The 20,245-nt window shown below is 72.6% G+C and carries 16 protein-coding genes; 13 read left to right on the forward strand and 3 right to left on the reverse strand.

Annotated features, from left to right (window positions below; all coding sequences use genetic code 11):
- The first annotated feature begins 3 nt into the window (after positions 1-3).
- The 5 genes from ACFWY5_RS16790 (at position 4) to ACFWY5_RS16810 (ending at position 6,403) form a co-directional block, all read left to right on the forward strand.
- Positions 4-717 (forward strand): TetR/AcrR family transcriptional regulator, encoded by a 714-nt coding sequence (locus ACFWY5_RS16790; RefSeq protein ID WP_379619584.1) that lies wholly within the window; start codon positions 4-6, stop codon positions 715-717.
- Positions 714-2,948, forward strand: coding sequence for a PEP/pyruvate-binding domain-containing protein (locus ACFWY5_RS16795; RefSeq protein WP_379632752.1), 2,235 nt, complete (start codon positions 714-716; stop codon positions 2,946-2,948). The genes ACFWY5_RS16790 and ACFWY5_RS16795 overlap by 4 nt, the downstream gene beginning before the upstream one ends.
- On the forward strand, positions 2,906-3,184 hold the full coding sequence (locus tag ACFWY5_RS16800; protein WP_379632754.1) for a PEP-utilizing enzyme: 279 nt from the start codon (positions 2,906-2,908) through the stop codon (positions 3,182-3,184). The genes ACFWY5_RS16795 and ACFWY5_RS16800 overlap by 43 nt, the downstream gene beginning before the upstream one ends.
- Positions 3,185-3,419: 235 nt before the next feature.
- A complete protein-coding gene (locus ACFWY5_RS16805; RefSeq protein ID WP_379619580.1) occupies positions 3,420-3,881 on the forward strand; it encodes a hypothetical protein in 462 nt (153 codons plus the stop codon).
- The gene (locus ACFWY5_RS16810) at positions 3,878-6,403 is read left to right on the forward strand and encodes a M48 family metalloprotease (RefSeq protein ID WP_379632756.1); all 2,526 of its coding nucleotides are present in this window, start codon (positions 3,878-3,880) and stop codon (positions 6,401-6,403) included. The genes ACFWY5_RS16805 and ACFWY5_RS16810 overlap by 4 nt, the downstream gene beginning before the upstream one ends.
- Here ACFWY5_RS16810 and ACFWY5_RS16815 read toward each other — a convergent pair.
- Positions 6,396-7,775 (reverse strand): glycoside hydrolase family 16 protein, encoded by a 1,380-nt coding sequence (locus tag ACFWY5_RS16815; protein ID WP_379632758.1) that lies wholly within the window; start codon positions 7,773-7,775, stop codon positions 6,396-6,398. The genes ACFWY5_RS16810 and ACFWY5_RS16815 overlap by 8 nt on opposite strands.
- Positions 7,776-7,934: 159 nt before the next feature.
- On the opposite strand from ACFWY5_RS16815, the gene ACFWY5_RS16820 reads away from it, so the two are divergent.
- The gene (locus ACFWY5_RS16820; protein WP_379632760.1) at positions 7,935-9,113 is read left to right on the forward strand and encodes an esterase-like activity of phytase family protein; all 1,179 of its coding nucleotides are present in this window, start codon (positions 7,935-7,937) and stop codon (positions 9,111-9,113) included.
- Here the strand turns inward: ACFWY5_RS16820 and ACFWY5_RS16825 are convergent.
- Positions 9,104-9,808 carry a FadR/GntR family transcriptional regulator gene (locus ACFWY5_RS16825; RefSeq protein ID WP_379632762.1) on the reverse strand — a complete coding sequence of 235 codons (705 nt, stop codon included), beginning with the start codon at positions 9,806-9,808 and terminating at the stop codon, positions 9,104-9,106. The two genes, ACFWY5_RS16820 and ACFWY5_RS16825, sit on opposite strands and share 10 nt — an antisense overlap.
- Before the next feature lie 164 nt (positions 9,809-9,972).
- Between ACFWY5_RS16825 and ACFWY5_RS16830 the strand changes: the two genes are divergently transcribed.
- The 6 genes from ACFWY5_RS16830 (at position 9,973) to ACFWY5_RS16855 (ending at position 17,158) form a co-directional block, all read left to right on the forward strand.
- On the forward strand, positions 9,973-11,571 hold the full coding sequence (locus tag ACFWY5_RS16830; RefSeq protein ID WP_379632764.1) for an ABC transporter substrate-binding protein: 1,599 nt from the start codon (positions 9,973-9,975) through the stop codon (positions 11,569-11,571).
- Positions 11,568-12,527: an ABC transporter permease gene (locus ACFWY5_RS16835; RefSeq protein WP_379632766.1), complete on the forward strand. Its 960-nt coding sequence runs from the start codon at positions 11,568-11,570 to the stop codon at positions 12,525-12,527. Before ACFWY5_RS16830 ends, ACFWY5_RS16835 begins: the two co-directional genes overlap by 4 nt.
- A complete protein-coding gene (locus ACFWY5_RS16840) occupies positions 12,524-14,476 on the forward strand; it encodes a dipeptide/oligopeptide/nickel ABC transporter permease/ATP-binding protein (protein ID WP_379632768.1) in 1,953 nt (650 codons plus the stop codon). The genes ACFWY5_RS16835 and ACFWY5_RS16840 overlap by 4 nt, the downstream gene beginning before the upstream one ends.
- On the forward strand, positions 14,469-15,485 hold the full coding sequence (locus tag ACFWY5_RS16845; protein WP_379619564.1) for an oligopeptide/dipeptide ABC transporter ATP-binding protein: 1,017 nt from the start codon (positions 14,469-14,471) through the stop codon (positions 15,483-15,485). The genes ACFWY5_RS16840 and ACFWY5_RS16845 overlap by 8 nt, the downstream gene beginning before the upstream one ends.
- Positions 15,482-16,387 (forward strand): dihydrodipicolinate synthase family protein, encoded by a 906-nt coding sequence (locus ACFWY5_RS16850; protein WP_379619562.1) that lies wholly within the window; start codon positions 15,482-15,484, stop codon positions 16,385-16,387. Before ACFWY5_RS16845 ends, ACFWY5_RS16850 begins: the two co-directional genes overlap by 4 nt.
- Before the next feature lie 75 nt (positions 16,388-16,462).
- The gene (locus ACFWY5_RS16855; protein ID WP_379632770.1) at positions 16,463-17,158 is read left to right on the forward strand and encodes a B3/4 domain-containing protein; all 696 of its coding nucleotides are present in this window, start codon (positions 16,463-16,465) and stop codon (positions 17,156-17,158) included.
- A 227-nt stretch (positions 17,159-17,385) separates the two neighbouring features.
- Here ACFWY5_RS16855 and ACFWY5_RS16860 read toward each other — a convergent pair whose 3' ends face one another.
- Positions 17,386-18,204, reverse strand: coding sequence for an IclR family transcriptional regulator (locus ACFWY5_RS16860; protein ID WP_379632772.1), 819 nt, complete (start codon positions 18,202-18,204; stop codon positions 17,386-17,388).
- Between the two features lie 193 nt (positions 18,205-18,397).
- On the opposite strand from ACFWY5_RS16860, the gene ACFWY5_RS16865 reads away from it, so the two are divergent.
- A complete protein-coding gene (locus tag ACFWY5_RS16865) occupies positions 18,398-20,233 on the forward strand; it encodes a thiamine pyrophosphate-dependent enzyme (protein WP_379632774.1) in 1,836 nt (611 codons plus the stop codon).
- Positions 20,234-20,245: the final 12 nt, after the last annotated feature.

Here is a 20,245-nt window from a genome sequence, read left to right on the forward strand (position 1 = left end):
CGCATGGCCAGGCCGCCCGCCGATCCCGCGCGGCAGCGGGAGCGCGCCCACCGCGTGCTCGACGCCGCCGCCGAGCTGATCCTGCGCTGGGGCTACGACAAGACCACCATCGCGGACGTCGCGCGCGCCGCCGGCGTCGCCAAGGGCACGATCTACCTGCACTGGAAGACGCGCGAGCTGCTGTTCGCCGCGCTGCTGCGCCGCGAGCGCGTCGCCACCCTGGAGGAGGTACGGCGGGCCGATCCGGGCACCCTGCGCGAGCTGGTCGGGGTGGTGGCCGCCGAGATCATGCGCCGGCCGCTCATGCGCGCCGTGCTGCTGGCCGACACCGACGTTCTCGGCAAGCTGACCACGATGAAGGGCGCCCGTCCCCACGACCCCGGCCAGGTCGAGGCGCTGAACCGGCTGCTCGGCGCGCTCAGGAAACACGGCGCGATCCGCCCCGACCTCACCGACGCCGAGCACGTGAGCGTGCTCGCCTCGGTCGTCTTCGGGTTCCTGACCGCCACGCGGCTCACGCCGGAGCCCTACCGCGTGCCCGCGGAACGGCTGGCCGAACTGCTGGCCGACACCGCGCACCGCGCGCTCGGAGCGGGGCGCGAACCGTCGCCGCGCGAGGCCCGCGCCGTCGCGGAAGCCGTCCGCGCCTACGTCGCGCGGGCCGCGGGCATGGCCGGGCACAAGCTTGAGACCGCTCTCGAAGGGCAACTGCCATGAACGTTCTCCCTCTCGACGACGCGGCCGCCGATCTCGCCGTCGCGGGCGGGAAGGGCGCGTCGCTGGCCCGGCTGAGCCGCGCCGGGCTGCCGGTCCCGCCGGGCTTCCACATCACCACCGACGCCTACCGCGCGTTCACCGCGCCCTTCCGCGAGCGGCTCGGCGCTCCCGGCGCGCGGGAACTGTTCGCCGCGCACGAGATCCCGCCGGACCTGGCCGCCGAGATCCTCGCCGCCTACGCCAAGCTCGGCGACGGCGCGGCGGCGGTGGCGGTGCGCTCGTCGGCGACCGTCGAGGACCTGCCCGGGATGTCCTTCGCCGGCCAGCAGGACAGCTACCTGAACGTCCACCGCGCGGACCTGCTCGACGCCGTCCGCCGCTGCTGGGCCTCGCTCTGGAACCCGCGGGCCGTCGCCTACCGCGAGCGCAACCACGTCCCGCACGACGACGTGGCGCTCGCCGTGGTCGTCCAGGAACTGGTCGACGCCGACGCCGCCGGGGTCATGTTCACCGCCGACCCCGTCACCGGCGCGCGCGGGCACAGCGTGATCAACGCGGCCTGGGGACTCGGCGAAGCCGTCGTCGGCGGCCAGGTGACGCCCGACAACGCCGTGGTCGCCGGCGGGCGCGTGCGCTCGTACACCGTGGCCGACAAGGCCGTCATGACCGTGCGCGAGCCCGGAGGCACCCGCGAGCGGGAGGTCCCCGCCGCGCGCCGCTCCCTGCGCGTGCTCTCCGACGAGCAGGTCCTGCGCCTCGCCGCGCTGGGCGAGAAGATCCAGCGGCTGTACGGCACGCCCATGGACGTCGAGTGGGCCAGGCGCGGCGAGGAGTTCTTCGTCGTCCAGGCCCGCCCGATCACCGGCCTGGCCGAGGAGGTGGAGGAGTGGAACGACAGCCTCACCGGCCAATACCTGTGGACCAGCGGCAACCTCGGCGAGGCCATCCCCGACGTGATGACCCCGGTCACCTGGTCGCTGGTGCGGCTGTTCATCCGCGAGGCCATGTCCGCGTCGGCGATCCCCGGCTACCGTCTGGTCGGCAACATCGGCGGGCGCTTCTACCTGAACCTCAGCATCGCCATCTCCGCCGCCAAGGCGTTCGGCATGAGCAGCAGACTCGGCGCGATCGAGCAGGTCTTCGGCAGGATTCCGCCGGGTCTCGACGTGCCGCTGCTGCCCGCCTCCCGGTGGCAGCTGATCAAGGCCCTGCTGCCGATGGCGATCAGGGTGCGCCGCCGGGTCGCCGCCAACGTGAAGCGGCTGCGGCCCTTCCTCGCCACCGCCCGGTCGCGTTGTGAGGAGTTGCGCGAGGGCGTCGGGCTGATCTCCGAGCCCGCGGAGCTGGCTGCCTTCTGGGAGGAGGCGCTGCGGCCGTACGTCGTGGAGACCTGCCAGATGCTGGAGGCGGCCGGACGCCAGGGCGGCGCCGCGCTCGTCATGACCCGCGACAAGCTGCGCAAGATGGTCGGCGACAGCGACGCCGAGGCCATGCTCACCGGCGCCAACGCCGGCGGCGAGCTGGCCAGCATGGGCCCGATCATCGGCCTGGACAAGCTGGCCAGGGGCGAGATCGACCGGGCGGAGTTCGCCGCCGTCTACGGGCATCGCGGCGCTCACGAGTTCGAGGTCAGCGTGCCCAGGCCCGGCGAGGACCCCGGCTGGATCGACAGGCGGCTCGCCGAGGTCGCCTCCGGCGCCGCCCGCGACCTGCTCACCCGGCAGGAAGAGGCGCGCGCGGCGGCCTGGGCCCGCTTCGACCACCGCTACCCGCGCAGGGGCGCGGCGATGCGCGCGCGGGTGGATAGGTGGAACGCGATCGTCAGAGACCGGGAGGACACCCGGTCGGAGAACATGCGGGTCTTCTGGGCGATGCGCGCGTTCGTGCTGCGGGCGGGGGAGCTGACCGGCCTCGGCGACGACATCTTCTCCCTGGAGATCGACGAGATCCTCGACGTGCTGCGCGGCGGGCGCACGCCACTGGCCTCGATCCCGGTACGGCGCGCCACCTACCGGAGGTACGCCGCCCTGCCGATCTACCCCATGCTGATCGTCGGCCCTTTTGACCCGGTCCGCTGGGCCGCCTCGCCCGACCGGCGCGTCGACCTCTACGACGCCCGCGGCGGCCAGGCGCCCCCGGCGGACACGGTGTCCGGCTTCTCCCCGGCGCGCCCGGCGTCGTCGAGGGCGTGGCCCGCGTGCTGTCGGGTCCCGAGGAGGGCGAGCGGCTGAAGGCGGGGGAGATCCTGGTGACGACGCTGACCAACATCGGCTGGACGCCCATGTTCCCGCGCGCCGCCGCCGTCGTCACCGACATGGGCGCGCCGCTCTCCCACGCCTCGATCGTCGCCCGCGAGCTCGGCATTCCGGCCGTCGTCGGCACCGGCAACGCCACCGCGCGCATCCACGACGGCGACCGCGTCCGCGTCGACGGGGAACGGGGGACTGTGGAAGTCCTCAACGGATGACAAGACGCGTGCGAACGATCACCTCTTGTGGCCACGATGGCGGTCATGACCGACGAGATGGAATGGGAGGCACGGTGCGTCGTCTACCGGCGCGCCAAGCTGGCCCTCGACCGGGCGCCGGCCGCCTCATGCGACGACGGATACGCGCCTCGATTGCTGACCGGTTGCGTGGCACCGGTTGTCTCCTCCCCGTCAATGCTTCACCCCGGGCCGCGGGCCGATCTACAGTGCGGGCGTGACGACGGACAGTGACGGTGATCGCCGTGCGCTCGTACGCGCGCTGGTGGCCGAGTTCGCCCCCCAGGAACTCCCCGACTTCGACCTGATGACCGGCGTGTACTTCGCCGCCCCCGGAGCCGCCCGCCGCGCGCGCAGGGCCCGCGACGAGCCCGGTGCCTCCGGCATCGACCTGGGCGACCCCACCCTCACCAACCTGCTGTGGGCCGTCGTCGGCGGCCTCATGACCGAGATGGTGGTCGCCGGCGTGCGCGACGGCAGGTCCAGGCTGCGGCGCCGCCGCGAGCGCCGCGGGGCGGGCGGCCCTGACGCGCCGGTGCCCGATCTGGGCGAATCCGGCGACCAGGCCAGGCGGCGCATCGCCAAGGATCTGGAGGCCGCCGGCCGCGACCACGCGGAGGCCATCGCCGAACGCGCCGTGGACCGCTGGCGCCGCCGAGACTGGACCCCTCCCCAGTGAGCGGCGGGGAGCGTCCCGGCAACCCGTTCCTGTTACCGGCGGCGACCACCTCCCGCTTCGTTCTGCTGGTCACGATCGTGCTCGCGGCCGCGGCCTCCTCCTTCGACCTGGTCGCGGGCGGCGCCTCGCAGTGGAGCGCGGCCTACGCGCCCTGCGACCTCGCCGCCGACGCAGCCGCCCGAGCCGGCACCCGGGACGCGCGGGCGCTGGCCGCCGGCTACCTCGGCTGCCTGCGCGCGGTCGGCCTGGAGCGGGCCGCGGTCGCGCTGGGCGCCATGCTCGCGGTGGCCGTCGCGATCCTGGTCCTGTACCTGGTCAGGCCCCGGCTGACGATCGCTCGCCAGCATCTGGTGCCCGCGGGAGAGGAGCTGTCGGGCCTGGTCGCGGGGCTGGCGGCAGAGGAGGGGCTGCGCCGTACGCCCGAGGTGCTTCTCGACGCCAACCGCGGCACGCCGGGCGGGCGCGCGTTCGGCCGCTACCCGCGCTACTACCTCCGCCTCAACATCGGAACGCTCCACGAGGCCAGGCAGCGCGGCGACCGGAGCGAGCTGAAGGCGATCGTCCTGCACGAGCTCGCCCACCTCCGCAACCGCGACGTGGACCTGACCAACCTCACGCTGTCGGCCGTGTGGGTCTTCGCGGTGCTGGTCGGCGCGCCGCTGCTGGTCCACACCGCGATCTTCGATCCGGTACGGCTGGCGCCCCTGTCGATCAGGACCCTGGTCGGCGTCGTCCTGGTCGTCCTGCTGGCGGCGTCGGTGCTGCGCGCCCGCGAGCACTACGCGGACGTGCGGGCGGCGATGTCCGGCGGCGCCCCGGTCAGCTCCTGGGGCGATGTGAAGGGCAGCCTGGTCAGGCTGCTGCGGCTGCATCCGCGCGCGGCCGACCGGGCCGAGGTGGTCCGGCAGCCGGGGCGGTTGCTGCGATGGATGCCGGGCGAGGCGCTGGGCGCCGGGATCGCGGCCGGGCTGGTGCTGCCGCACCTGATGGAGTTCGTCAGCCTGTGGCTGAGCAACCTGGATCGGCTGGCGTACCTGGTGAGCGCCTTGCTCGCGGGGCTGCCGGTGGCGGCGATCCTGCTGGCCGGGGCGTTCCGTGCGACGCTCGCGGCCATGGCGGCCGGCCGGCCCGCGCCCAGGGGCGTCGCGGCGGGGGTGGCGCTGGCGGCGGGAATCGTCCTGGGCCTGCTGGGCGCGCCGAGCCGGATGCGCCTGTCCTGGGCGGAGTCCATCGCCGCCGCGCCCGTGGCCGCCGCGGTCATGGCGGTCTTCCTGCTCGCGCTGTGCGTGACATACGTGCGCTGGCTGTCGGCGTGCGCCGGCGCGTGGCTGCCCGTGGCCAGGTCGCGCACGCTGTCGCCCGTCTATCTGGGCGCCCTGGTGCCGGCCACATTGCTGTTCGGGCCCTTCTTCGGCGCCTGGGTCATGTCCGCCGCCATCGGCATCGAGACGCGCGCGCCCGGCACGGCCGTCTGGGCGATCCTGATGTCGGTGTTCGATGCCGGGAAGCTGACCGTCCTGCTCCTGGCCGCGCTGTATCCGCTGGGCTCCTGGCTGCTGTACACCTCGCGAGCGCGGGGGCGGCGGCTGTACCTGGACTCGCCGCGGGAGTACGCCCTGCCGGCCGCCCGGGTCAGGCCGCTCGTGGCGCTCGCCCCCGCCGCGGTCCTGACGTCGCTGGTCGTGGCCGCGGAACTGGCCACGACGGAGCCGATACTGCTGTCGCTGATCGCCGGGTTCGGCCCGGGTGTGCGTACCGACTCCCTCGGCGACATGATGGCCGTGGCCGCCGCGATCGTCGTCGTCCTGGGGCTGCTGCAGACGCTGATCGCGGTCGTGGTGTCGGCGTTCACCGGCCGCGGGCTGGGTCCTTCGCATGCCGTCCTGGCCGCGGTCGCCGGAGGACTGGGCTGTTCGGTGGCGATCGTCTGGGAGCCGCTGGCCAGGACGTGTGCCACCGGGCAGTGCGTGGCCGCGGACCTCCTGTCCCAGTTCGCCGCGCTGTGCATGGGCGTGCTCGGCTTCGGGGTGCTGGTGAGCCTGCTGGGAGCGGGTGCGGTGAGCGCGGTGCGCGCCCTCGTGGCGTTGACGTCCCCGGCTCCCGTCCGGCCCCTGGTGCGCCCGGCGCGTGCGTGGCTGCGCCGTACGCTGGCGGCCGGCGCCCTGGGGGCGTCGGCGCTGTGGATCGCCGGGACGGCGCCGAACTGGCTGCTGCAGTACGGCTTCGTCGACCTCCGGCAGAGCAGCAGCTTCGTCATCGCGGGGAACGCCGTCTCGCCGGGCCCGCCCGGCACGGTCACCGACCGCGAGGCGTGCGCGGCGATGGCGAACGCCTCGCTGGCGCCGAACATCGGAGACGGTTACTACACCGCGTGGGCGACCGCCTTCGTCAGGCTCGGCGCCGGCCGGAGCCCTTTCCTGGTGACGCTCGGGCAGGCCGGCTACGCCGACGCCCGTACCGCCCAGTACCGTTTGCGGGACTTCACCACCCCGCTCAACGCGTACTGCGTGCGGGTCAGTTAGTGGAGAAGGTGAACCAGTTGACGTTGACGAAGTCGGCCGGTTGGCCGCTGCTGAAGGTCAGGTAGACCGTGTGGGTGCCGGTCACCGGTGAGATGTTGGCGGGTACGGTGCGCCAGCTCTGCCATCCGCCGGTGTTCGCCAGCGCGAAGTCGCCGATCGGCGGCGCGGTCGGGCTGCCGAGGCGGACCTGGACGAGCCCGCTCACCCCGCCCGCGGCCCCGGAGGCCACCCGGGCGCGGAACTGGGTGGCGGCGGTGCCACCGAAGCGGACGTTGTCGAAGCGCAGCCAGTCGCCGTTGGTGATCGCGCCGACGTTCTGGCCGCCGCCGGTGTCGGTGGTCGTCTCGACGATGGTGCCCGACTGGGCCTGGTGGCGCTCGGCCTGGATGGTGGAGCGGGCGTCGACGTCACCCGGCGGATCGGTGGGGGTGGGGGTGGGACCGGTGGTGCCGCTCTGCCAGACGGCCACGTAGTCGACGACCATCGGCCGGCCCGAGACGGTCGCGGCGGTGGGGGTGGAGAATCCGGCCACGCCGTCGGGGAAGGCGCCGCCCATGGCCACGTTCAGCAGGATGAAGTAGCCGGCGTGACCGGTCATGTTGTTCCAGGTCGCGGCGTCGAACTGCGACTGGCTGACCGAGTGGAACTGCTGGCCGTCCACGTACCAGCGCAACTGGTTGGGCGAGACGCTGCGGTCCCACTCGAACCGGTAGGTGTGGAAGGCCGACTGGCAGGAGGCGCCGGGGCAGGCGCGGCTGGCGCCGAGGCCGCTGAACTCGTTGCACGGCCCGCCGGGCGCGACGCCGCAGTGGAGCACGGCCCACACCGAGTTGATGCCGTTGACGTTCTCCATGATGTCGAACTCGCCGATGCCCGGCCAGTTCCAGTAGTTCCCCCGGTACGGCGAGCCGAGCGCCCAGAACGCCGGCCAGTAGCCGAGCGCGGCCTGCCCGGTCACGTTGGGCATCTGGATCCTGCCCTCGATGCGCAGCACGCGGCCGTCGGCGGGCTTGAAGTCGGAGCGGCGGGTCTCGATGCGGGCGGAGGTCCAGTCGCGGTTGGCGCCGTGCGGGGTGATGCGCAGGTTGCCGGTTCCGTCGAGGCTGAGGTTGGAGGGGCTGGAGGTGTAGTTCTGGATCTCGCCGGTGCCCCAGTTGGCGGGGCCGCCCGGGTAGGAGTGGCCGGTGTCGATGATCCAGTTGCCGGAGTCCGGTAACGATCCGGCGGGGCCGTTGAAGTCGTCGGCCCAGACCAGCGACCACCCGGAGGGCGGGGGCGGCACGGCGGCCGAGGCGGCGAGAGCGGCGTACAGGACGAGGGAGAAGGCGGCCGACAAGGCGGCGGCGGCGACGGCGAGACGGCGGCGCGGCATCACTGCTCCTAGCGGGGGGTGAATGGTGCAGAGAGCGCTCTCACACCTGAAAGAAACATACGGTTAGCGCCGTGTCAACCTGGATGAGAGCGCTCTCGCGTCTGGGCGGTTCGCATGTTGTTCGACGTCCCGTCACCTGACCGGCCTAGGGTGCGCGCCATGAGACGTTTCGCCATCGTGATGTGCGCCGGCGCGCTGGCCTTCGGGACCGCCGCGGTCCCGGCCACCGCCACCCCCGAGCGCGGTTTCGGCAGGGCCGCCCTGGCCGGGTTCGCGTCGTTGGCCGCGCAGACGTACGTGCCGGGCAGCGAGCGGTCCGGCGGGCAGCTGGGCACGGCTCCCGTCAACGGGCTCACGCCGCCCTTCCCCGGTCAGCCCGTGCAGGGCTTCAGCGGTATCGCCCGCCGCCACGACGGAGGCTACGACGTCCTGTCCGACAACGGCTTCGGCGCCCAGGCCAACAGCGCCGACTTCCTGCTGCGCGTGCACCACGTACGCCCCGACTTCCGGGCGAAGAAGCTGAGCCTGCGCGGCGGCTTCAACCTGTCCGACCCGCGTAAGCTCGTGCCCTTCCCGCTCACCCGCCCCGACCGCAAGCTGACCGGCGCCGACTTCGACGTCGAGTCGATCGTGCGCTCGCTCGACGGCACCTACTGGTTCGGCGACGAGTTCGGCCCGTTCCTGCTGCACGCCAACGCGCGCGGTGAGCTGCTCGACGCGCCGGTCCCGCTGCCCGGCGTGAAGGCCCCGGAGAACCCCGGCCTCAACGGCGAGCAGCCGAACCTCGGCCGCAGCAAGGGCTTCGAGGGCATGGCCAGATCCGTGGACGGGCGCCGCCTGTACCCGCTGCTGGAGGGGACCGTGACCGGCGACCCCGCGGGCACGCTGCGCATGTACGAGTTCGACCTGCGTAAGCGCTCCTACGGCGAGCGCCGCTGGACCTACCGCCTGGAGGACCCCTCGCACGCGATCGGCGACGCCATCGCCGTGGACCGCCACCGCTTCCTGATCATCGAGCGGGACAACCTGCAGGGGGCCGAGGCCCGCTTCAAACGCGTCTACCTGGCCGACACCCGCGACAGGGACCGCGACGGCGCCCTCGACAAGACCCAGGTGGCCGACCTGCTCGACCTCGCGGCCCCGGGCGGCGCCACCTTCACCTTCCCGTTCCAGACCATCGAGGACGTCATCATCCTCGACGACCGCACCCTGGGCATCCTCAACGACAACAACTTCCCGTTCTCCTCCGGCCGCACCGCGGGCGCGCCCGACGACAACGAGTTCATCAAAGTACGGCTGACGCGCGGCCTGCGCGCCGACCCCCGCGTCTACCTCTGAGGGACGCCCAGCCGGGCCACCCGGTTGCGTACCCCCTCGAAGTGGGCGCGGACGGCGGCGATCGCGGCGCTCTTGTCACCGGCCGTCACCGCGGCGTAGATGTCGCGGTGACGGCGGGCGACGTCGGCGGGCGGCTCGTCCGGGGCGCCGATCTGGTCGCGCAGCTGGTGGTAGACGTCCCAGAACGCGCCGAGCAGCTGGCTGACCAGGGGGTTGCCCAGCGGGCGGTAGAGCACGTCGTGGAAGAGCCGGTCGATCTCGGGGGAGACCCCGCCGCGCTCGGCCTCGTCCTCCATCCTGGCCATGACCTCGGCGGCGGCCGACAGGTCGGCCTCCGGGCCCAGGTCGATGAGCTTCTGGACGAGGCCGGTCTCCAGCATCTCGCGGATCTCGACGAGGTGGGCGATGTGGCTGCGGCCGTCCTGCAGGGTGATGCGGCTGTGGAAGGTCAGCTCGTCCACGAGGCCGGCCAGCGACATCCGGCCGACGAACATGCCGAAGCCGTGGCGGATGTCCACGATCCCGACGGCCTGGAGCGCCTTGAGCGCCTCCCTGACCGAGTTGCGGCTGATGCCGAGCTCCTCCATGAGCTCCGACTCGGTGGGCAGGGGATCCCCAGCGGCCAGGCCGCGCCCGAGAATGATCTCCTTGACGGCCTCCTGGGCCTCGACGGCACGGCTGGGTCGTGAACGCATGTACAGCCCCTTCTTGGCGATCACTGCGTAACATTCCGGAAACCATCCGTTGACCGCAAGCTGTCTCCCGGCTTAGCGTCCACGTTACGCACAAGATAGGACATGGGATGTCCCACGTTCTACCCCTGGCCACTTCCGGCCAGCGTATCCCCCAGGAGGCATCCGTGAGCCCTGAGTTCAGCCGCCGCGACTTCCTGCGCTACACCAGCGCCTCGGCGTTCGTCGTCGCCACCGTCGCTGCCTGCAGCGGCGGCCCCGCCTCGACCGGCTCCGTCGGCGCCGGATCGGACAAGGACCTCATCACCGCCGTCATCGGCTATGGCAACGACCAGAGCTGGGACCCCACCCAGACGGCGTCGGCCTTCGCCATGGCCGGCATCACCCACATCTACGAAGGCCTGCTCGACACCGATCCGATCACGCGCGAGCCGTACCCCGCGCTGGCGACGGCGCTGCCGGCAGACCTCAACGCGACGAGCTGGACCTTCACCCTCCGCGAAGGCGCCACGTGGCACGACGGGCAGCCCGTGACCGCCGACGACGTGGTCTTCACCTTCGAGCGGGTCCTGGACCCGGCGGCCAACGTGCTGGTCGGCAACTTCTTCAAGGCCTGGCTGAAGGAGGTCAAGAAGACCGGCGAGCGCAGCGTCGAGCTGGTCTTCAACTTCCCCTTCCCGGACGCCGCGCCGCGCCTGACCATCGCCAAGATCATGCCCAAGCACGTGTTCGGCGCCGCCGGTGGCTGGGACGCGGCCAAGGGCGGCAAGGCGGTCGGCTCCGGGCCGTACAAGATGACCGCGCACAACCCCAAGTCCAACACCGCCTTCGAGGCCTTCGCCGGCTACAACGGCCCGCGCCCGGCCACCGCCAAGCGCATGAACTGGCTGACCATCGTGGACGCCGCCGCCCGCGTGGCCAAGATCTCCGGCGGCGGCGCCGAGGCCCAGATCGCCGACAACATCCCCTACGCCAACATCGACCGGCTCAAGCAGCAGGGCCTGAACGTCGAGGGCGGCAAGGGCATGAACCACCTGTTCCTCATGTTCAACACCGCCGCCAAACCCTTCGACGACGTGCGCGTACGGCAGGCGCTCCACTACGCCATCGACCGCGAGAAGATGATCGACGTGGCGCTCAAGGGCCACGGCACGCCCTCCAGCTCGTTCCTCAACGCGGGCCACCCCGACCACAAGCGCGCCGCGGTCGTCTACTACCACGACCCGGACAAGGCCAAGGCGCTGCTCCAGGAGGCGGGCGTCACCAACCTGACGGTCAACCTCATGGCGGTCAACGTGAGCTGGCTGGCCGACTGCCTGCCCACGATCGCCGCCTCCTGGGAGGCGATCGGCGTCAAGACCACGCTGGAGCCGCAGGACACCGCGGCGCTGTTCGCCAAGATGGACCAGATGCAGGACTACCAGGTGGTCGCGGCGGCCTCCAACCCCAACCAGTTCGGCATGGACGCCGACCTGATCCTGCACTACAACTACGTGCCCGACGGCCTGTGGATGAAGTACTCCCACTGGGAGGCGAGCAAGGACGCCAAGGCCCTGTTCCGCATGATGGACGAGGCCACCCGCGAGCCGGACAAGGCCCAGAAGACCGCCCTGGTCCAGAAATATCTGGATGTGATCGCTGAGCAGGCCGTCCTCTACCCGGTCGTCCACACCGAGCTGATGACGGCCTGGGACACGAAGAAACTGTCGGGCGTCCGCGCCCAGGCCTACCCCGGTATCAACCTCCTGCAGGCCAAAAGGACATGATCCTCGTCGCCCGGATGCTGGTCCGCCGCGTCCTGATCCTCGTCCCGCTGCTGCTCGGCGTCATCGCGTTCGTCTTCATCGTGATGCGCTTCTCTTCCAGCAAGCCCGAGTACGCCTACTTCCAGGGCGCCAACCCGACCGCCGAGCAGATCCGCCAGTTCCAGCTGGAGAACGGCCTGCTCGACCCGCTGCCGGTGCGCTACCTGCGCTTCGTCGGCGAGCTGGCCACCGGCGACATGGGCACCAGCGTGCTCACGAAGAAGCCGGTGCTGGAGTCGGTGCTCACCGCGCTGCCGCTGACGCTCCAGCTCACCCTGCTCGGGCTGGCCGTCGCGACCGTGCTGGCACTGGTGTTCGGCGTCACCGCGGCGCTGTTCCGCGACCGCTGGCCCGACCAGGTGATCCGGCTGGTGTCGCTGGTCGGCGTGGCCGCTCCGGCGTTCTGGCTGGCGCTGCTGATGATCCAATGGCTGGCCGTGGGGGAGGGGCTGTTCCCGACCGGCGGCTACATCAACCCCGCCGACTCCACCGCCGGCTGGCTGCGCTCGATGGCGCTGCCCGCCCTGTCGCTGTCGCTGCCCGTCGCCGCCCAGCTCATCCGCATCGTGCGCACCTCGATGGTCGAGGAACTCGACCGCGACTACGTCCGCACCGCCATCGGCAGCGGCCTGCCGCCGGTCGTCGTGGTCGGCCGCAACGTGCTGCGCAACGCCCTCATCAACCCGCTGACCGTACTCGGCCTGCGCATCGGCTACCTCATCGGCGGCGCGGTCGTGATCGAGCAGATCTACGGCCTGCCCGGCATGGGCCAGCTCATGATCAACGCGGTGCGCGACGGCGACCCCGCCGTGGTGCAGGGTGTGGTGCTGACCATCGCGGTCGGGTTCATGCTGGTCAACCTGCTCGTCGACATCCTGTACCTGCTGGTCAACCCCCGCCTCAGGAGCGCCGCATGAGACGAGGACTCGCCGATCGGCTGGCCCGGCCGGGCATCGCCTTCCGCCGCCTGCCACCGCTGTCGTGGGCGGCCGTCGTGATGATCGCGCTGGTCGTGCTCGCCGCGTTGTTCGCGCCGCTGCTGGCGCCGCACTCGCCGTACTTCCAGGAGGCCGCCGGCGGCGGCCCGTCGGCCGCGCACTGGATGGGGCTCGACAGCGCCAACCGCGACATCCTTTCGAGGCTCCTGTACGGCGCGCGCTTCTCCCTGCTCATCGGCCTCGGCGCCACCGGACTGGCCCTGCTGGCCGGTGCGGTCGTGGGCGCGATCGCCGCCACCTCCCGCAAGGCCGTCGACGAGACGCTGATGCGCCTGCTCGACGTGGTCATGGCCTTCCCCGGCATCGCGCTCGCCGCCGTGCTCGTGGCCGTCTTCGGCGGCAGCGTCCCGGTGCTCGTCATGGCCATGGCCTTCCTGTACATGCCGTCCGTGGCCCGCGTCGTGCGCGCCAACGTGCTGGCCCAGTACGGGGAGGACTACGTCGCCGCGGAACGGGTCATCGGGGCGCGCACGCCGTACATCGTGATCAGGCATGTCGCGGTGAACACCGCCGCGCCCGTGCTGGTCTTCTGCACGGTGATGGTCGCTGACGCGATCGTGTTCGAGGCGTCGCTGTCCTTCATCGGCGCCGGGGTACGCCCGCCGGACCCCTCCTGGGGCAGCGTCATCGCCGACGGCAAGAACATGGTGCTGCTCGGCGGCTGGTGGGCCACGGTCTTCCCCGGCCTGCTGATCCTGCTCACGGTGCTCGCGCTCAACATCCTGTCCGAGGGCATCTCCGACGCCTGGGCCGCGCCCGCCGCCCGCACCGCGCCGCCCGCCCGCGACGAGGACGCCTTCGAACGGGCCGCGCCCGGCTCCGGCCAGGTCACCGAGCTGCCCGGTCTGGAGGAGGCGGCGCGCCGCCTGGCCGAGCGCGCCCGCCCGCTGCCCACGGGGCCGCCGATCCTCGCCGTGGAGAACCTCGCGATCGGCTTCGAGCACCGGCACGGCGGCGTGGACATCGTCGACGGCATCTCCTTCGACGTACGGCCCGGCGAGGTGCTCGGCCTGGTCGGCGAGTCCGGCTGCGGCAAGTCGCTGACCGCGCTGACCATCATGGGCCTGCAGCCGCGCGAGGCCAGGGTCCGCGGGCACATCCGCTTCGACCAGCGCGAACTGATCGCCCTGCCGCGCCGCGCCCGCAGGCGGCTGCTCGGCCACGAGATGGCGATGATCTACCAGGACGCGCTCTCCTCCCTGAACCCCGCCATGACCATCCGCGCCCAGCTCAAGCAGCTCACCCGGCGCGGCGGCCGGCGCACGCCCGCCGACCTGCTGGCCCTGGTCGGGCTCGACGCCGCCCGCACGCTCTCCGCCTACCCGCACGAGCTGTCGGGCGGGCAGCGGCAGCGGGTGCTCATCGCCATGGCGCTCTCGCGCGAGCCCAAGCTGATCGTCGCCGACGAGCCCACCACCGCGCTCGACGTCACCGTGCAGGCGCAGGTCATCGAGCTGCTGCTGCGGCTGCGGGAGGAGCTCGGGTTCGCGCTCGTGCTCGTCTCGCACGACCTCGCGCTGGTCGCCGACGTCACCGACCGCGTGGTCGTCATGTACGGCGGGCAGATTGTCGAGACCGGCGCCACGGCCACGCTGGTCGGGGCGCCCGCGCACCACTATGCCCGCGGCCTGCTCGGATCGGTGCTGTCACTGGAGTCGGGGGCCGAACGGCTCACCCAGATCCCCGGCGTGGTTCCCTCGCCGGCCGGCTTCCCCGCCGGGTGCCGCTTCGCCGACCGCTGCCCGATGGCCAGTGCGGTCTGCCACACCTCGCGGCCGTCGCTGGAGGGCGACGCGCACGCGCACGCCGTGGCCTGCCACCACCCCGCGCTCACGCCGGCGGGAGTCCGAGGAGAAGAGCATGTCTGAACCCGCCGTCTCCGTTCCGGTAGCCGAGGTTTCGGGCGTCCACGTCGTGCACAAGGCGCGCTCCGGCGGGTTGTTCTCCCGCGACCGCGTCTACGCGCTGACCGCCGCCGACCTGGCCGTCGCGCCCGGCGAGACCGTCGGCGTCGTGGGCGAGTCGGGGTGCGGCAAGTCCACGCTGGCCAGGGTGCTGGTCGGGTTGCAGCGGCCCACCGAGGGGACCGTACGCGTCCAGGGCCGCGACCTGTGGGCCACGAAGGAGCCGGAACGCCGCGAGCTGATCGGCACCGGCGTCGGCATGATCTTCCAGGACCCGTCCACCGCGCTCAACCGCCGCCTGCCCGTCGCCCAGGTGCTGCGCGACCCGCTCAACGTGCACCGCCGTGGCACCCCGCGCCAGCGCGACGAGCGCGTACGCGAGCTGCTCGACCTCGTCGGCCTGCCGCAGAGCGCCGCCGACGCGCTGCCCGGCCAGCTGTCCGGCGGGCAGCGGCAGCGGGTCGCCGTGGCCAGGGCGCTCGCGCTGGAGCCCGGCCTCGTCGTCGCCGACGAGCCGACCAGCGCGCTCGACGTGTCGGTACGCGCCCAGATACTCAACCTGCTGCTCGACCTCAAGGCCCGGCTGGGTCTGGCGCTCGTGTTCGTTTCGCATGACATTCAGACCGTGCGGCGGATGAGCGACCGGGTGGTCACCATGTACCTCGGCAGGATCGTCGAGCAGGCTCCCGCCGCCGGCGTGCCCGGCGGGGCGCGGCACCCGTACACGCGGGCGCTGTTCTCGGCCACCCCGGGGCTCATCTCGCCGATCAACCCGATCCCGCTGGTCGGCGCGGTGCCGTCGGCGACCAGGCCGCCGAGCGGCTGCCCGTTCCGCACCCGGTGCTGGCGGGCCGACGACGCCTGTGCCGCGGAGATGCCGGCCGTACTGCATGAGGGCGGTCATCTCTTCCACTGCCACCACCCCGTGACCGCGGGGGCGACAGACCTCGACCTGATCCAGGAGCGCGCATGATGTTGACCGGTGTGATTCCGCCGGTGTGTACCCCGATGACGCCGGAGCACGAGGTGGACGCCGCCTCGCTCGTCCGGCTGATCGACCATCTGCTGGACGGGGGCGTGGACGGGTTGTTCGTGCTCGGCTCCTCCTCGGAGGTGGCCTACCTGACCGACGCCCAGCGCGCGCTCGTGCTGGAGACGGTCGTGGGCCACGTGGGCGGGCGGGTGCCGGTGCTGGCCGGGGTGATCGACATGACCACGCCGCGGGTCCTGGAACACGCCCGTGCCGCCCGCGCCGCCGGAGCCGACGCCCTCGTCGCCACCGCGCCCTTCTACACCCGCACCCACCCCGCCGAGATCCGCACCCACTTCCGTATCCTCGCCGAGCGGGCCGGCCTGCCCGTCTACGCCTACGACCTGCCTGTGTCCGTCCACACCAAGCTCACCGCCGACCTGCTGCTCGACCTGGCCGCCGACGGCGCGCTCGCCGGGCTCAAGGACTCCAGCGGCGACGACGGCGCCATGCGCCAGGTCATCCTCGGCCGGCCCGCGGGCTTCAGCGTGCTGACCGGTTCGGAGATCACCGTGGACTCCGCCCTGGCCATGGGGGCCGACGGCGTCGTACCCGGGCTGGGGAACGTCGACCCGCACGGCTACGTCCGCCTGACCGCCGCCGCGGCGCGCGGCGACGCGGCCGCGGCCAGGGAGGAGCAGGAGCGGCTGGTGCGCCTCTTCCAGATCGTGCGTGTCGGCGGTTCGCGCATGGGCGGCAGCTCGGCCGGGCTCGGCGCCTTCAAGGCCGCGTTGTGCCTGCGCGGCATCATCGACCACCCCACCACCGCCCCGCCCCAGACCCCGCTCAACGCCGACGAGACCGGCCGTATCGGCAAACTCCTCGCCGCCGCGGGCCTGATGTGACCTCGTGATGGTACGGCCCGCGCGGCCGTCATTGGTCTTGCCGATCGGGCGGGAATCGCGGCAGGCTGGTGGGCCATGTACTTCCAGCACTCCGCCGCCATGTGGTCGGCCCACCCCGGCCTGGCCGCCGGCGTCGTCCGCGCGGACGGCGTCACCGCCACGGCCGAGGTCGGCGCGCAGGTGGCCAGGTTCAGCGCGATCGCCGCCGAACGGCTGGCCGGCCGTACCGAGTCCGACCTGCCGGAGATCCAGGCCTGGCGGCGGACGTTCGCCGCGATGGGCCTCAAGCCCACCCAGTACCGGTGCGCGTCGGAGGCGTTGCTGCGGCGCTTCAGGAAGGAGGGCGAGCTACCCCGCATCCACCCGCTGATCGACCTGTGCAACGCGATCTCGCTGGCCTTCGCGGTGCCGGTGGCCGCCATCGACCTCGCGCGGGTGACGGGCGACCTGACCGTGCGGCACGCCGCCGGAGACGAGACCTACGAGACGTTCTCCCGTGAGGTGGAGAACCCTGAGCCCGGCGAGGTCGTCTTCGCAGACGCGGCCGGGCGGGCGCACGCGCGGCGGTGGACGAACCGGCAGAGCGGGTATTCGGCGGTGCGGGCCGGGACGTCGTCGGTGCTGATCGTGGCGGAGGCGCTGCACGCCACGGCGGCCACGGACGTCACCAAGCTCGCCCAGACGGTGTCCGACGAGCTGACGGCCATCTGGCACACCACCCCCACCTCGGCCACCCTCACCGCGACCACCCCCCGCTTCCCCCTCACCTGACCCACCCCCGGAGCCGCCTTGATTCCCCGGCCACACGCGCTCCGCTCACCCGGGAAAGCTCTGCCCCGGGCCGCCGCCTTGGTTCCCAGCCCTGCGCGGCTCGCCCCGCTGCCCATCCGGCTTAGGCCGCTTCCGTTCGCCCGGGAGTCCCGGGGCTCTGCCTGCCGGTGAGAGCGTGGCTCACCTCCCAGGGCTCGTCCCGTCCTGCCCGAGGTACGGGGAGTGGGCTAGGAGGGGAGGCGGCCGTGGAAGCGGGGGGTTCCGGTGGCGTGGAGGTCGGTTTCGATGCGGGCCGCCGTCGCGAGCAAGGAAGGCAGGAGGTCGCGCCGGGCCGACTCCGGGGTGGTACGGCTGGCGTGCGTGGAGACGTTGACCGCGGCCACCACCTGGCCGGTCGAGTCGCGGATGGGGGCGGCCAGCGACCGCAGGCCCTCCTCCAGTTCCTGGTCCACCATGGCCCACCCCTGCGCGCGTACCCGATCGAGCTCGGCGCGCAGCTGGATCGGCGAGGTGAGCGTGCGTGAGGTGTGACGCCGCAGTTGCGCCCGGGTGAAGTAGGCGTCGAGCTCGGCGGGGGGCAGCCAGGCCAGCAGGACCCGGCCCATCGAGGTGACGTGCGCGGGGAAGCGGGTGCCGATGTTGATGGTGACCCGCATGATCCGCGAGGTGGCGACCCTGGCCACGTAGACCACGTCCTCCTGGTCGAGCACCGCCACGGACGCGGATTCGTGCACCTCGGCCACCAGCCGTTCCAGGTGCGGCTGCGCGACCTCGGGCAGTGACATGCTCGACAGGTACGCGTACCCCAGCTCCAGGACCCGCGGCGTGAGCGTGAAGAACCGCCCGTCGGTCCGCACGTAGCCGAGGTCGGCCAGCGTCAGCAGGAACCTGCGGGCCGCCGCCCGGGTCAGTCCGGTGGCCCTGGCCACCTCGGCGAGCGTCAGCGCGGGGTGCTCGGAGTCGAACGCGCGGATCACCGACAGGCCTCTGGCCAGCGACTGTACGTGTTCCGGCGCCCGGTTTTCGGAAGTGTCCCTACTTACCATGAAGTAACTATAGAACGTGTTCGCCATCCGTACATTCGTATGGACAGCGAACATCTATCCATTGACGTGACCCCGATCACCGCCTACCGTCACGGAAACGCACACTGTGCGAACGACTGTGCGGCATACGAACATCGAGGCGATGATGCAGACGGTCCGAGACGCCACCTTTGACGTGCTTCGGCGCTATGCCATGACCACCCTTTTCGCCAACCCGGGTTCCAGCGAGGTGTCCCTGCTCACCGGGCTGCCCGACGACCTGGCGTTCGTTCTCGCGTTGCACGAGGGTTCCGTGGTGGGGATGGCGACCGGCCACGCCATCGCCACCGACCGCCCGGCGCTGGCGATCGTCCACACCACCGCCGGGCTCGGCAACGCCGTCGGCGCCCTGGCCACCGCCCGCGTCAACCGCGCGCCGCTGGTCGTGATCGTCGGCCAGCAGGACCGCCGCCACCTGGCGCTGGAGCCGTTCCTGACCGGCCGGCTGGACGGCCTCGCCGGCGACTACCCCGTGTGGCGGGCGATGCCCGCGCGGGCCCAGGACGTGCCGGGAGCGGTGGCCCGCGCGTGGCACGAGGCGCAGACCGCCCGCGGACCCGCTCTGGTGGTGGTGCCCATGGACGACTGGCTCAGCGTCATGCCGCCCGACCAGGTCGTCGCCGCCCCCCGTACGCTGCTGCGGCCCAGCGCGACCGCGCTCGACGCCGCCATCGAACTGGCCGCGCTCCTCAACGAGTCCGCCTCCCCGGTGATCGTCGCCGGCGCCGGCGCCGACCACCCGCGCACCTGGGCCGCCCTGGTCGCCCTGGCCGAACGGCTGGCCTGCCCGGTCTGGCAGGAGTCGTTCGGCGCCAGGGCCGGTTTCCCCCAGCACCACCCGCAGTATGCCGGAGTGCTGCCGTCGGGCCGGGCCCAGCAGCGCACGATCCTGTCGGGCCACGACTTCGTGCTCGCGGTCGGCGCCCCCGTCTTCCGCCACAACCCCTACCAGCCGGGTCACCTCGTCACCCCCGGCACCCGGATCGCGGTGATCACCGACGACCCGTCCGAGGCCCACCGCGCCCCCGCCGACCTGGCCATCCTCGCCTCGCCCGCCACCGTCTGCGAACACCTGCCCACCCACCTCCACCCCCGCCCCACCCCGCACCACCAGGCCGAGCGGGAACCCGCCGAACCGCGCGACACCGCCTTCGAGCCGCCCGCGCCCGTAGACCCGCGACGGGCCATCGGTGGGCACCCTGCCCAAAAGGGCACGGGCGACGGCGGACCCGCACAGAGCGCGGGTGACATCGGGCCTGTGCGGAGCGGGGGCGACGTCGGGCCCGCACAGAGCGGTGGCGACGGCGGGTCTATGCAGAGCGGGTCCGTGCTGAGCGGGGGCCGGTGGGCGACGGACGAGTCCGCGGAAGGAACGTGGGAGCCGCGCTGGGTGGTGCCCGCCCAGCAGAACCGCGCCGACGCGCACGGCCTGGTCGACCCCGGCGTGGGCGAGCCGCTGCGGGCCGCGCACGTCCTGTCGGCCCTGGCGGTACGGCTGGCGCCCGAGACGATCGTGGTCGAGGAGACCCCGTCGTCCAGGCCGGAGCTGCACCGGCTGCTCCCGGCCAGGCGCCCCCTGGGTTTCGTGTCGGCGGCCATGGGCGGCCTGGGCTTCGCGCTTCCCGCCGCGGTGGGGTTGCGCATGGCGCTGCCCGACCGTCCGGTGGTGGCGGTGGTGGGCGACGGGTCGGCGATCTACGGCATCCAGGCACTCTGGAGCGCCGCCCGCTACCGGGTGGGCGCCCTGTTCGTGGTGCTGGCCAACGGCAGGTACGCGGTCATGGACCAACTGGCCGAGGCGGCGGACGCGGGCAAACCCCCGTGGCCCCCGTTCGAGGAGGTCAGCCTGAGCGGCCTGGCCACCGCGTTCGGCTGCCCGGCCCGCCGCATCACCGGCCACGACGAGCTGCTCGACGTCCTCGACGGCGTCATCCCCAGCCTCCTGGACCGCACCCAGCCACTCCTCCTCGACATCGCCGTAGCCCCCTGACCCCGACTCCCC

This window comes from Nonomuraea sp. NPDC059007 (genome assembly GCF_042740555.1).
In the GTDB taxonomy this organism is placed as follows: Bacteria; Actinomycetota; Actinomycetes; order Streptosporangiales; family Streptosporangiaceae; genus Nonomuraea.

Excerpts from the sequence above, each read along its gene's own strand:
- ACFWY5_RS16835 (WP_379632766.1), top strand. The coding sequence starts at position 11,568 with ATGATCCTCGTCGCCCGGATGCTGGTCCGCCGCGTCCTGATCCTCGTC.
- ACFWY5_RS16865 (WP_379632774.1), top strand. The coding sequence starts at position 18,398 with ATGACCACCCTTTTCGCCAACCCGGGTTCCAGCGAGGTGTCCCTGCTC.
- ACFWY5_RS16815 (WP_379632758.1), bottom strand. The coding sequence starts at position 7,775 with ATGCCGCGCCGCCGTCTCGCCGTCGCCGCCGCCGCCTTGTCGGCCGCC.
- ACFWY5_RS16850 (WP_379619562.1), top strand. The coding sequence starts at position 15,482 with ATGATGTTGACCGGTGTGATTCCGCCGGTGTGTACCCCGATGACGCCG.
- ACFWY5_RS16840 (WP_379632768.1), top strand. The coding sequence starts at position 12,524 with ATGAGACGAGGACTCGCCGATCGGCTGGCCCGGCCGGGCATCGCCTTC.
- ACFWY5_RS16825 (WP_379632762.1), bottom strand. The coding sequence starts at position 9,808 with ATGCGTTCACGACCCAGCCGTGCCGTCGAGGCCCAGGAGGCCGTCAAG.
- ACFWY5_RS16860 (WP_379632772.1), bottom strand. The coding sequence starts at position 18,204 with ATGGTAAGTAGGGACACTTCCGAAAACCGGGCGCCGGAACACGTACAG.
- ACFWY5_RS16820 (WP_379632760.1), top strand. The coding sequence starts at position 7,935 with ATGAGACGTTTCGCCATCGTGATGTGCGCCGGCGCGCTGGCCTTCGGG.
- ACFWY5_RS16855 (WP_379632770.1), top strand. The coding sequence starts at position 16,463 with ATGTACTTCCAGCACTCCGCCGCCATGTGGTCGGCCCACCCCGGCCTG.
- ACFWY5_RS16790 (WP_379619584.1), top strand. The coding sequence starts at position 4 with ATGGCCAGGCCGCCCGCCGATCCCGCGCGGCAGCGGGAGCGCGCCCAC.
- ACFWY5_RS16845 (WP_379619564.1), top strand. The coding sequence starts at position 14,469 with ATGTCTGAACCCGCCGTCTCCGTTCCGGTAGCCGAGGTTTCGGGCGTC.
- ACFWY5_RS16795 (WP_379632752.1), top strand. The coding sequence starts at position 714 with ATGAACGTTCTCCCTCTCGACGACGCGGCCGCCGATCTCGCCGTCGCG.